General features: G+C 56.6%; 13 protein-coding genes. All 13 read left to right on the top strand.

Features of this window, described 5'->3' with window-relative positions; translation table 11 throughout:
• The first annotated feature begins 558 nt into the window (after positions 1-558).
• Positions 559-693, top strand: coding sequence for a 50S ribosomal protein L34 (gene rpmH, locus BW33_RS28215; RefSeq protein WP_003213577.1), 135 nt, complete (start codon positions 559-561; stop codon positions 691-693).
• 16 nt (positions 694-709) lie between these two features.
• Entirely contained in the window at positions 710-1,111 is a 402-nt protein-coding gene (rnpA, locus tag BW33_RS28210) for a ribonuclease P protein component (RefSeq protein ID WP_201771622.1), read from the top strand.
• A complete protein-coding gene (gene yidD / locus BW33_RS28205) occupies positions 1,104-1,349 on the top strand; it encodes a membrane protein insertion efficiency factor YidD (protein WP_080761984.1) in 246 nt (81 codons plus the stop codon). The genes rnpA and yidD overlap by 8 nt, the downstream gene beginning before the upstream one ends.
• Positions 1,350-1,351: 2 nt before the next feature.
• Positions 1,352-3,034: a membrane protein insertase YidC gene (yidC, locus tag BW33_RS03015; protein ID WP_047596981.1), complete on the top strand. Its 1,683-nt coding sequence runs from the start codon at positions 1,352-1,354 to the stop codon at positions 3,032-3,034.
• An 81-nt stretch (positions 3,035-3,115) separates the two neighbouring features.
• Entirely contained in the window at positions 3,116-4,486 is a 1,371-nt protein-coding gene (mnmE, locus tag BW33_RS03010) for a tRNA uridine-5-carboxymethylaminomethyl(34) synthesis GTPase MnmE (RefSeq protein WP_047596979.1), read from the top strand.
• A 553-nt stretch (positions 4,487-5,039) separates the two neighbouring features.
• Positions 5,040-6,938: a tRNA uridine-5-carboxymethylaminomethyl(34) synthesis enzyme MnmG gene (gene mnmG, locus BW33_RS03005; RefSeq protein ID WP_047596978.1), complete on the top strand. Its 1,899-nt coding sequence runs from the start codon at positions 5,040-5,042 to the stop codon at positions 6,936-6,938.
• Positions 6,935-7,579 carry a 16S rRNA (guanine(527)-N(7))-methyltransferase RsmG gene (gene rsmG, locus BW33_RS03000; RefSeq protein ID WP_047596975.1) on the top strand — a complete coding sequence of 215 codons (645 nt, stop codon included), beginning with the start codon at positions 6,935-6,937 and terminating at the stop codon, positions 7,577-7,579. The genes mnmG and rsmG overlap by 4 nt, the downstream gene beginning before the upstream one ends.
• An 18-nt stretch (positions 7,580-7,597) precedes the next feature.
• The gene (locus BW33_RS02995) at positions 7,598-8,395 is read left to right on the top strand and encodes a ParA family protein (protein ID WP_003229787.1); all 798 of its coding nucleotides are present in this window, start codon (positions 7,598-7,600) and stop codon (positions 8,393-8,395) included.
• 9 nt (positions 8,396-8,404) lie between these two features.
• The gene (locus tag BW33_RS02990; protein ID WP_007960777.1) at positions 8,405-9,277 is read left to right on the top strand and encodes a ParB/RepB/Spo0J family partition protein; all 873 of its coding nucleotides are present in this window, start codon (positions 8,405-8,407) and stop codon (positions 9,275-9,277) included.
• 148 nt (positions 9,278-9,425) lie between these two features.
• A complete protein-coding gene (locus BW33_RS02985) occupies positions 9,426-9,833 on the top strand; it encodes a F0F1 ATP synthase subunit I (RefSeq protein ID WP_003229783.1) in 408 nt (135 codons plus the stop codon).
• Between the two features lie 16 nt (positions 9,834-9,849).
• Entirely contained in the window at positions 9,850-10,719 is an 870-nt protein-coding gene (atpB, locus tag BW33_RS02980; protein ID WP_007960779.1) for a F0F1 ATP synthase subunit A, read from the top strand.
• A 133-nt stretch (positions 10,720-10,852) separates the two neighbouring features.
• Entirely contained in the window at positions 10,853-11,110 is a 258-nt protein-coding gene (atpE, locus tag BW33_RS02975) for a F0F1 ATP synthase subunit C (RefSeq protein ID WP_003097235.1), read from the top strand.
• Between the two features lie 59 nt (positions 11,111-11,169).
• Positions 11,170-11,640 carry a F0F1 ATP synthase subunit B gene (locus tag BW33_RS02970; protein ID WP_047596973.1) on the top strand — a complete coding sequence of 157 codons (471 nt, stop codon included), beginning with the start codon at positions 11,170-11,172 and terminating at the stop codon, positions 11,638-11,640.
• The last annotated feature ends 11 nt before the right edge of the window (positions 11,641-11,651 follow it).

Below are 11,651 nucleotides of genomic sequence, written 5' to 3'. Positions count from 1 at the left end.
CCTAAGTTGAAAGCCGGTGAGGCAAAAACAAGCGGCCATTGTAGCGGCGAGCCGTCCACTTATCCACATGCAGGTTGTGTGGTGACCATGATTAATCAATGCGTTAACCGGTAAAAAGGCGACCAACGGTGTGTGCATAAGCTCTGTGGATAACCGCCTCTGAGGGCACTGGACAACTGGGCGTAGAACTCGGTGGATAACCACCCTGTGGATAACAGGCCTTTTCACACACAGGTTATCCGACAGCGCAGCACAGGCTGAACACGGTTTTCCACTGTAGTTGTCATTCTCTGTACATCACGCTCTATAAGGGCTGAGCATGGTTATCCACAGACGAAGGCTGCCCTAGCTTTTATAAGCTTTACAGAAAAGCTTTAAATAATTCCCTTCTTTATTTTTATGTCTGGCAACCAGGATTTCGCTTCCGGAAGCTCCAGAGATCTATTTATAAGGAAACGTTGGTTGGAAATTGACCTGAAGGCTTGCTTTCTCTAGAATCCCCGGTCTCTTAAAACGGGGGCCATTCCGGCCCGTTGTGGACGAACCAGGTAACACGACATGAAACGTACTTTCCAACCAAGCACTATCAAACGCGCTCGTACCCACGGTTTCCGTGCTCGCATGGCTACCAAGAACGGTCGCGCTGTCCTGTCGCGTCGTCGCGCCAAAGGTCGTGCGCGTCTGGCAGTTTGATAATCCGGTACTGGAGGTGAGTCAGGACTTCAGTCGGGAAAAGCGTCTGCTTACCCCCCGGCATTTCAAGGCAGTCTTTGACTCCCCTACCGGCAAGGTTCCGGGGAAAAATCTCCTGCTCCTTGCGCGCAACAACGACCTTGATCACCCCCGTCTCGGGCTGGTTATCGGGAAAAAGAGCGTAAAGCTCTCCGTTGAGCGCAATCGCCTCAAACGTCTGATGCGCGAATCGTTCCGTCTGCACCAGGATTCTCTGGTCGGCTGGGACATCGTTATCGTCGCGCGCAAAGGTTTGGGCGACGTAGAAAACCCCGAATTGATTCAGCATTTCGGCAAACTCTGGAAGCGTCTGGCCCGTAACAAGCCAGTTCCAGCAGTCAAAGCCGAAACTGTAGGGGTAGACAGTCCAGATGCGTAAACTGGCACTCGTTCCGATCCAGTTTTATCGCTACGCCATTAGTCCTTTGATGGCCAGTCACTGTCGTTTCTACCCCAGTTGTTCTTGCTACGCGTATGAAGCCATCGAAAATCATGGCCTTCTGCGCGGTGGCTGGCTGGCCTTTCGTCGTTTAGGTCGCTGTCATCCGTGGAATCCCGGTGGTTATGACCCGGTTCCACCTATCCCTACCTCCCGTTCTTCTTCGATGGCCGAGTAATCATGGATATCAAACGCACGATCCTGATCGTCGCCCTGGCAATCGTGTCCTACGTTATGGTTCTTAAATGGAACCAGGACTATGGCCAGGCTGCCCTGCCGACTCAGAATGTTGCTTCCAGTACGACTGCATCCGGTTTGCCGGACACCGTTCCTGGCAATAACGCTTCCGCCAGTGACGATATTCCGCGTGCCGCAAGCGATACCAGCGCACCTGTGGAAACTCCGGTCGCTGCCAGCAAGGATCTGATCCAGGTCAAGACCGACGTGCTCGATCTGGCGATCGATCCACAGGGCGGTGACGTTGCTCAACTGACTTTGCCACTGTATCCACGTCGTCAGGATCGTCCTGATGTGCCGTTTCAGCTGTTCGACAACGGCGGCGAGCGTACTTATCTGGCACAAAGCGGCCTGATCGGCACTAACGGTCCGGACGCAAGCCCGGCCGGTCGTCCGGTTTACGCCTCGGAGAAGAAAAGTTATCAACTGGCTGACGGTCAGGACCAACTGGTTGTCGACCTCAAGTTCAGCAAGGACGGCGTCAACTACATCAAGCGTTTCACTCTGAAACGCGGCCTGTATGACGTGACCGTGACCTACCTTGTGGATAACCAGAGCGCTCAGCCTTGGTCGGGTTCGATGTTCGCCCAGCTGAAGCGCGACGCCAGTGCCGACCCTTCGTCGACCACTGCCACCGGCACCGCGACTTACCTGGGCGCTGCCCTGTGGACAAGTTCCGAGCCGTACAAGAAAGTGTCCATGAAAGACATGGACAAAGGTCAGCTCAAGGAAACCGTCACCGGTGGCTGGGTAGCCTGGCTGCAACACTACTTCGTGACTGCATGGGTTGCGCCGAAGGGCGAAAACAACATCGTTCAGACGCGTAAGGACAGCAAAGGCAACTACATCATCGGTTACACCGGTCCTTCGCTGACCGCTGCACCGGGTGCGAAAGTTGAAACCAGCGCCATTCTGTACGCCGGTCCGAAAAGTCAGGCCGTGCTGAAAGAGTTGTCCCCAGGTCTGGAGCTGACTGTCGACTATGGCATTCTTTGGTTCATCGCCCAGCCGATCTTCTGGTTGCTGCAACACATTCACGCGATCGTGGGTAACTGGGGCTGGTCGATCATCTTCCTGACCATGCTGATCAAAGGGATCTTCTTCCCGCTGTCGGCTGCCAGCTACAAATCCATGGCGCGCATGCGTGCCGTTGCGCCGAAACTGGCTGCACTGAAAGAGCAACATGGCGATGACCGGCAGAAAATGTCGCAAGCCATGATGGAGCTGTACAAGAAAGAGAAGATCAATCCACTGGGTGGCTGCTTGCCGATCCTCGTGCAGATGCCGGTTTTCCTTTCGCTGTACTGGGTTCTGCTGGAAAGCGTGGAAATGCGCCAGGCGCCGTTCATGCTGTGGATCACCGACCTGTCGATCAAGGATCCGTTCTTCATCCTGCCGATCATCATGGGCGCGACCATGTTCATTCAGCAGCGTCTGAACCCGACTCCGCCGGATCCGATGCAGGCGAAGGTCATGAAAATGATGCCAATCATCTTCACCTTCTTCTTCCTGTGGTTCCCTGCTGGTCTGGTGCTGTACTGGGTTGTGAACAACTGCCTGTCGATTGCCCAACAGTGGTACATCACGCGTAAGATCGAAGCGGCGACGAAAAAAGCCGAGGCGTAACTTACTCTGTGGATAACACCACTCAAAACGCCCCCTAGTGGGGCGTTTTGCTATCTGCCACTTTTGTCTGGATTCCGGTTTATGAGCGCACCTCGTGAAACCATCGCCGCTGTCGCCACCGCTCAAGGTCGCGGCGGTGTCGGCATCGTCCGTATTTCCGGGCCGTTGGCCAGCGTTGCGGCCAAAGCCATCAGCGGCCGCGAACTGAAACCGCGTTACGCACATTACGGTCCGTTTTTCAGTGCTGATCAGCAGGTGCTGGACGAAGGCCTGGCCCTGTATTTCCCGGGACCAAACTCGTTCACTGGCGAAGATGTGCTGGAGTTGCAGGGGCACGGTGGCCCGATCGTTCTCGACATGCTGCTCAAGCGTTGCCTGGAACTGGGTTGCCGTCTGGCCCGCCCGGGTGAATTCAGCGAGCGTGCGTTCCTCAACGACAAACTCGACCTGGCTCAGGCCGAGGCGATCGCCGACCTGATCGAAGCCAGTTCTGCACAGGCTGCACGCAATGCCTTGCGCTCACTGCAAGGGGCGTTCTCCCTGCGTGTGCATAACCTCACTGAACAACTGATCGGCCTGCGCATTTACGTCGAAGCCGCGATCGACTTCCCGGAAGAGGAAATCGATTTTCTGGCCGATGGCCACGTACTGAGCATGCTCGACAAGGTACGTGAAGAGTTATCCACCGTGCTGCGTGAAGCCGGGCAGGGTGCCTTGTTGCGTGATGGCATGACGGTGGTGATCGCCGGTCGTCCGAATGCCGGCAAGTCCAGCCTGTTGAATGCCCTGGCTGGCCGCGAAGCCGCGATCGTGACCGAAATTGCCGGCACCACCCGGGATATCCTGCGCGAACATATCCACATCGATGGCATGCCGTTACACGTGGTGGACACCGCAGGTTTGCGCGATACCGACGATCATGTGGAAAAGATCGGCGTCGAGCGTGCGTTGAAAGCGATCACTGAAGCGGATCGGGTGCTGCTGGTGGTCGATGCCACCGCGCCGGAAGCTGCAGATCCGTTCGCACTGTGGCCGGAATTCCTCGAGACCCGGCCGGATCCCGCCAAAGTCACCTTGATTCGCAACAAGGCTGACCTGACGGGTGAGGTGATTGCCCTGGAAGTCAGCGACGATGGTCACGTAACCATCAGCCTCAGCGCCAAATCCGCTGGCGAAGGTCTGGAGTTGCTGCGCGAACACCTCAAGGCCTGCATGGGCTATGAGCAAACCTCGGAAAGTAGCTTCAGTGCCCGTCGCCGTCATCTGGAGGCTCTGCGCCATGCCAGTGCAGCGCTGGAACATGGTCGCGCACAGCTGACGTTGGCCGGTGCCGGTGAGCTACTGGCCGAGGATTTGCGTCAGGCCCAACACTCTCTGGGTGAAATAACCGGGGCATTCAGCTCCGATGACCTGCTTGGCCGGATCTTCTCCAGCTTCTGCATCGGTAAATAACCCTCCAGCTGTTTACAGACAGGCCCGTTCGCGGCCTGTCTGCACGCCTCATTTCTCGATTTCTTTCTCCAGTGCCGGGCAGATTCTCTCTCCCTGAGCGGATTTCCCTTGTCTGCCATTCACTGAGTCAGCTGATTTCTGTGGATTAAGCCCTGTGAATAACTGCCTCTGAGCTCAGTTGATAACAGGACCTGAAAACTGGATATAACTGCCTCTGTGGATAACCACCCCATTCATCCACAGGCTTAAACCGGTTATCCAAGGGCCTCATTGGCACCTGATAACAGGGTTTTGAAAGTCTGTACACATTGAATATAAAGACTTGTAGAGATCTATCCACAGAATGATCGCTCAGTAAGAATAAACATAAAAACAAAGGTTTTATAAATTTCTCTCTTTTTTATTCTTTTAACCTTGAGTTCTCCACAGCTGGTTAAATTTTGTGCAGAGGGTTCTTTAGGAAGGGCGAAGTCCCTATACTTGTCGACCAGGTTCAGAAACCTGATCTCAAACTATTCCTGAATGACCTACTTAAGCAGGCACGAGGTGCGTGGTGGATTTCCCTTCCCGTTTTGAAGTGATCGTCATCGGCGGCGGTCATGCCGGTACCGAGGCAGCACTGGCCTCAGCACGTATGGGGGCAAAAACCCTGTTGCTGACGCATAACGTGGAAACCCTCGGTGCCATGAGCTGCAACCCGGCTATTGGTGGCATTGGCAAAAGCCATCTGGTCAAGGAAATCGACGCCCTCGGCGGCGCGATGGCCATGGCTACGGATCTGGGCGGCATCCAGTTTCGCGTATTGAACAGCCGCAAAGGTCCGGCCGTACGGGCGACCCGTGCGCAAGCCGACCGCATTCTGTACAAGGCCGCTGTCCGCGAAATCCTCGAAAACCAGCCGAACCTGTGGATATTTCAACAGGCTGCTGATGACCTGATCGTCGAGCAGGACCAGGTTCGCGGTGTTGTCACGCAAATGGGTCTGCGGTTCTTCGCCGATTCCGTGGTGTTGACCACCGGTACCTTCCTCGGTGGACTTATCCACATCGGTTTGCAGAATTTTTCCGGCGGTCGTGCCGGTGATCCGCCGTCGATCGCCCTGGCCCACCGTTTGCGTGAACTGCCATTACGTGTCGGTCGCCTGAAAACCGGTACGCCACCGCGCATCGATGGCAAGTCTGTGGATTTCTCGGTCATGACCGAGCAACCAGGCGATACGCCGATCCCGGTAATGTCGTTCATGGGCAACAAAGAACAGCATCCGCGCCAGGTCAGCTGCTGGATTACGCACACAAACGCCCGCACTCACGAAATCATCGCGGCGAACCTCGATCGCTCGCCGATGTATTCCGCTGCCGGTGAAATCGAGGGCATCGGCCCGCGCTACTGCCCGTCGATCGAAGACAAGATTCACCGCTTTGCCGACAAGGAAAGCCATCAGGTGTTCATCGAGCCGGAAGGCCTGACCACCCATGAGCTTTACCCGAACGGGATATCCACAAGCTTGCCGTTCGACGTGCAATTGCAGATCGTGCAATCGATCCGCGGCATGGAAAACGCGCACATCGTGCGTCCGGGTTATGCGATCGAGTACGACTACTTCGACCCGCGTGATCTGAAGTACAGCCTGGAAACCAAGGTCATCGGCGGCCTGTTCTTCGCTGGCCAGATCAACGGCACCACCGGTTACGAAGAAGCCGGTGCGCAAGGTTTGCTCGCCGGGGCCAACGCCGCGTTGCGCGCCAAGGGCAAAGAAGCCTGGTGCCCGCGTCGCGACGAGGCGTACATCGGTGTGCTGGTCGATGACCTGATTACCCTCGGTACCCAAGAGCCGTACCGCATGTTCACTTCCCGTGCCGAGTACCGCCTGATTCTGCGTGAGGACAACGCCGACCTGCGTCTGACCGAAAAAGGTCGCGAACTGGGTCTGGTCGATGACGCGCGTTGGGCGGCCTTCTGCAAGAAACGCGAAAGCATCGAACTCGAAGAGCAGCGCCTGAAAAGCACCTGGGTTCGCCCGGGTACTCAGCAGGGCGATGCGATTGCGGATAAATTCGGTACGCCGCTGACTCACGAATACAACTTGCTCAACCTCTTGAGCCGTCCGGAAATCGACTACGCTGGTCTGGTCGAAGTGACCGGAAACGGCGCCGAAGACCCACAGGTCGCCGAACAGGTTGAAATCAAGACCAAATATGCCGGTTACATCGACCGTCAACAGGACGAAATCGCCCGTCTGCGCGCCAGTGAAGACACGAAACTGCCTGTGGATATCGATTACACCAACATTTCCGGTCTCTCCAAGGAGATCCAGAGCAAGCTCGGTGCGACGCGTCCGGAGACGCTCGGGCAAGCTTCACGGATTCCGGGCGTGACCCCGGCAGCGATTTCGCTGTTGATGATTCATTTGAAAAAACGCGGCGCGGGCCGTCAGTTGGAGCAAAGCGCTTGAGTTCTAAGGTCACTTCGCAACACGCCGAAGAGTTATCCACAGGAGCCCGCGAGCTCGGTATCAATCTCTGCGCAGCCCAGCACGAATTGTTGTTGGGTTACCTGGCCCTGTTGATCAAATGGAACCAGGCCTACAACCTGACTGCAGTTCGCGATCCTGACGAAATGGTTTCGCGGCATCTGCTCGATAGCTTGAGCGTGATGTCGTTCATCGAAAACGGCCGCTGGCTCGACGTCGGCAGTGGCGGCGGCATGCCGGGGATCCCGTTGGCGATCCTGTATCCAGACTCGCAAGTGACCTGTCTGGACAGCAACGGCAAGAAAACCCGCTTCCTGACTCAGGTCAAACTCGAACTCAAACTGGATAACCTGCAAGTTATCCACAGTCGCGTCGAAGCTTTCCAGCCTGCCCAGCCATTCAACGGGATCATTTCCCGGGCATTCAGCAGCATGGAGAACTTCACCAACTGGACTCGCCACCTCGGCGATGCCGACACGCGCTGGCTGGCAATGAAGGGCGTTCATCCGGCCGATGAGCTGGTAGCATTGCCGGCAGACTTCAAACTCGATAGCGAACACGCCCTGGCCGTACCCGGTTGCCAAGGCCAACGCCATCTGCTGATACTGCGCCGCACGGCATGATTGGGAACACAAGCAAGAATGGCTAAGGTATTCGCGATAGCGAACCAGAAGGGTGGTGTGGGCAAGACCACCACCTGCATCAACCTCGCAGCATCCCTGGTCGCGACCAAGCGCCGGGTGCTGTTGATCGATCTCGATCCACAGGGCAACGCCACCATGGGTAGCGGTGTGGATAAACATGGCCTGGAAAACTCGGTCTACGACCTGCTGATCGGCGAATGCGATCTGGCCCAGGCCATGCACTACTCCGAGCACGGCGGATATCAACTGCTGCCGGCCAACCGCGACCTGACCGCGGCCGAAGTGGTTCTGCTGGAAATGCAGATGAAGGAAAGCCGTCTGCGCAGCGCGCTGGCACCGATCCGTGAAAACTACGATTACATTCTGATCGACTGCCCGCCGTCGCTGTCGATGCTCACGTTGAACGCATTGGTTGCCGCCGATGGGGTCATTATCCCCATGCAATGCGAATACTTTGCGCTCGAAGGTTTGAGCGACCTTGTGGATAACATCAAGCGTATCGCCGAACTGCTGAACCCGAACCTCAAGGTCGAAGGTTTGCTGCGCACCATGTACGACCCGCGTCTGAGCCTGATGAACGATGTTTCGGCGCAGCTCAAGGAACACTTTGGTGAGCAGTTGTACGACACGGTGATCCCGCGCAACATCCGTCTGGCCGAAGCGCCGAGCTACGGTATGCCGGCACTGGCCTACGACAAGCAATCGCGCGGCGCGCTGGCCTACCTGGCCCTGGCGGGCGAGATGGTTCGCCGTCAGCGCAAAAATTCACGCATCGCCGCTGCCCAGCCAACTTAAGGAATCCCCATGGCCGTCAAGAAACGAGGTCTCGGACGTGGACTGGATGCACTGCTGAGTGGTCCGACCGTCAGCGCGCTGGAAGAACAGGCGGCGCAGGCCGATACCCGTGAACTGCAACACCTGCCTCTGGACCTGCTGCAGCGTGGCAAATACCAGCCACGCCGCGACATGGACCCGCAGGCGCTGGAAGAGCTGGCTCAGTCGATCAAGGCGCAAGGCGTGATGCAGCCGATCGTGGTTCGCCCGATTGGCGGTGGCCGCTTCGAAATCATTGCCGGTGAACGCCGCTGGCGCGCCAGTCAGCAGGCCGGCCAGGAAACCATCCCGGCGATGGTCCGTGATGTGCCGGATGAGACCGCGATCGCCATTGCGCTGATCGAGAACATCCAGCGAGAAGACCTGAACCCGATCGAAGAAGCCGTCGCCTTGCAGCGTCTGCAGCAGGAATTCCAGCTCACTCAACAACAGGTTGCCGAGGCTGTGGGTAAGTCCCGTGTGACTGTGGCTAACCTGTTGCGCCTCATTGCACTGCCGGAAGTCATCAAGACCATGCTGTCCCACGGTGACCTGGAAATGGGTCATGCCCGTGCTTTACTCGGTCTGCCGGACAATCAGCAGGTGGAAGGGGCGCGACATGTTGTCGCACGAGGCCTGACTGTGCGCCAAACTGAGGCACTGGTACGCCAGTGGTTGAGTGGCAAACCGGAGCCTGTGGAAGCGGCCAAACCCGACCCGGATATCGCCCGGCTCGAACAGCGTCTGGCCGAGCGCCTAGGCTCTGCGGTGCAGATTCGCCACGGCAAGAAGGGAAAAGGTCAGCTGGTGATTGGTTACAACTCACTCGATGAGCTTCAAGGTGTGCTCGCACACATCCGCTGAAACATTTCCTCATGTAGCGCGCAGTCGGAAATCACTACCTGACAGTTGAATAGGGGCAGAACCGCCCCTATACTCTGCGCGCATTTTGTCGGCACAAATTATGCCAAGTTATTGAATTCTGGCAGCCGACCATTGGAGAGCAAACGTGATGGAAACCCGCAAGCCAAACCGCCTGCCGTTCCATCGCCTGGCGGTTTTTCCGGTGTTGATGGCTCAATTTGTCATTTTGCTCATTGCCGCTTTGGCGCTCTGGCAATGGCATGGAGTCGTTGCCGGATACTCGGGACTTTGCGGAGGCCTGATAGCCTTGCTGCCCAATGTTTATTTCGCTCACAAGGCATTTCGGTTTTCCGGCGCCCGAGCAGCCCAGTCCATCGTCCGGTCATTTTATGCCGGCGAGGCAGGCAAACTGATTTTGACGGCAGTGCTGTTTGCACTGGTGTTTGCAGGTGTGAAGCCATTGGCGCCGATCGCAGTATTCGGCGCTTTCGTGCTGACTCAGTCGGTCAGCTGGTTCGCTCCCCTGCTGATGAGAACAAGACTTTCGAGACCTTAGGGCGTTTGAGGCAACCATGGCAGAAACAACCGCTTCGGGCTATATCCAGCACCACTTGCAGAACCTGACCTTCGGTCAGCTACCTAACGGCGGCTGGGGCTTTGCCCATACCGCAGCAGAAGCCAAGGAAATGGGCTTCTGGGCTTTCCACGTCGATACCCTCGGCTGGTCGGTCGCGCTGGGTCTGATCTTCGTTTTCCTTTTCCGCATGGCGGCAAAGAAAGCGACATCGGGTCAGCCAGGTGCTTTGCAGAACTTCGTTGAAGTATTGGTCGAATTCGTCGATGGCAGCGTGAAAGACAGCTTCCATGGCCGTAGCCCGGTGATTGCACCGCTGGCACTGACCATCTTCGTCTGGGTGTTCCTGATGAACGCTGTCGACCTGGTACCGGTCGACTGGATTCCTCAGCTGGCCATCCTGATCACCGGCGACCACCACATCCCGTTCCGTGCCGTGTCGACTACCGACCCGAACGCGACCCTGGGCATGGCGTTCTCGGTTTTCGCACTGATCATTTTCTACAGCATCAAGGTCAAGGGCATCGGCGGCTTCATCGGCGAACTGACCCTGCACCCGTTCGGCAGCAAGAACATCTTTGTTCAGGCCCTGCTGATCCCGGTGAACTTCCTGCTGGAATTCGTGACTCTGATCGCCAAACCGATCTCTCTGGCCCTGCGTCTGTTCGGCAACATGTATGCCGGCGAGCTGGTGTTCATTCTGATCGCTGTGATGTTCGGCAGCGGCCTGCTCTGGCTGAGCGGCCTGGGCGTTGTTCTGCAGTGGGCGTGGGCTGTGTTCCACATCCTGATCATCACTCTGCAGGCGTTCATCTTCATGATGCTGACCATCGTCTACCTGTCGATGGCGCACGAAGAAAACCATTAAGACCAGTCTCGACTAGTCTGATGTCCTTCCCGGTCAAACGGGAAGGGGCTCTTCACAGGGCACCTGAAACGATTTGTTTTACCGCTTTAATCTAAAAAACCTAAACCATACGACGTAAAAGTCGGGAGGAAAGATGGAAACTGTAGTTGGTCTAACCGCTATCGCTGTTGCACTGTTGATCGGCCTGGGCGCACTGGGTACCGCAATTGGTTTCGGCCTGCTGGGCGGCAAGTTCCTGGAAGGCGCCGCGCGTCAGCCAGAAATGGTTCCAATGCTGCAAGTTAAAATGTTCATCGTTGCCGGTCTGCTCGACGCCGTAACCATGATCGGTGTTGGTATCGCTCTGTTCTTCACCTTTGCGAACCCGTTCGTTGGTCAGATCGCTGGCTAATTACCCGGATTCTTCCGAGTAATTTGGTGTGATGGACAACGTAACTGCGAGGTGTTGGCGTGAACATTAATGCGACCCTGATTGGCCAGTCCGTTGCGTTCCTGATTTTTGTACTGTTCTGCATGAAGTTCGTATGGCCTCCGGTCATCACTGCTCTGCACGAACGTCAAAAGAAGATCGCTGATGGTCTGGACGCTGCCAGCCGTGCAGCTCGCGACCTGGAGTTGGCCCAAGAGAAAGCGGGTCAGCAACTGCGCGAAGCGAAAGCTCAGGCAGCTGAAATCATCGAGCAAGCCAAGAAACGCGGTAACCAGATTGTCGAAGAGGCTGTTGAAAAAGCCCGTGTCGACGCTGACCGTGTGAAGGTTCAGGCTCAAGCCGAGATCGAACAGGAACTGAACAGTGTCAAAGACAAGCTGCGCGCCCAAGTGGGCTTGCTGGCTGTCGGCGGCGCCGAGAAGATCCTGGGTGCCACAATCGATCAAAACGCGCACGCAGAGCTGGTTAACCAACTGGCTGCTGAAATCTAAGCGAGGGCGAT

Origin of the sequence: Pseudomonas sp. RIT288 (assembly GCF_000631985.1) — a bacterium.
In the GTDB taxonomy this organism is placed as follows: Bacteria; Pseudomonadota; Gammaproteobacteria; order Pseudomonadales; family Pseudomonadaceae; genus Aquipseudomonas.
Note: the sequence above shows the minus strand (reverse complement) of the source record. Positions and strands in the feature narration are given on the sequence as shown.

What these genes read in the sequence shown, in the direction of transcription:
- atpB (WP_007960779.1), top strand. Translation starts at nt 9,850, where the DNA reads ATGGCAGAAACAACCGCTTCGGGCTATATCCAGCACCACTTGCAGAAC.
- yidC (WP_047596981.1), top strand. Translation starts at nt 1,352, where the DNA reads ATGGATATCAAACGCACGATCCTGATCGTCGCCCTGGCAATCGTGTCC.
- BW33_RS02990 (WP_007960777.1), top strand. Translation starts at nt 8,405, where the DNA reads ATGGCCGTCAAGAAACGAGGTCTCGGACGTGGACTGGATGCACTGCTG.
- BW33_RS02995 (WP_003229787.1), top strand. Translation starts at nt 7,598, where the DNA reads ATGGCTAAGGTATTCGCGATAGCGAACCAGAAGGGTGGTGTGGGCAAG.
- yidD (WP_080761984.1), top strand. Translation starts at nt 1,104, where the DNA reads ATGCGTAAACTGGCACTCGTTCCGATCCAGTTTTATCGCTACGCCATT.
- atpE (WP_003097235.1), top strand. Translation starts at nt 10,853, where the DNA reads ATGGAAACTGTAGTTGGTCTAACCGCTATCGCTGTTGCACTGTTGATC.
- rpmH (WP_003213577.1), top strand. Translation starts at nt 559, where the DNA reads ATGAAACGTACTTTCCAACCAAGCACTATCAAACGCGCTCGTACCCAC.
- mnmE (WP_047596979.1), top strand. Translation starts at nt 3,116, where the DNA reads ATGAGCGCACCTCGTGAAACCATCGCCGCTGTCGCCACCGCTCAAGGT.
- BW33_RS02985 (WP_003229783.1), top strand. Translation starts at nt 9,426, where the DNA reads ATGGAAACCCGCAAGCCAAACCGCCTGCCGTTCCATCGCCTGGCGGTT.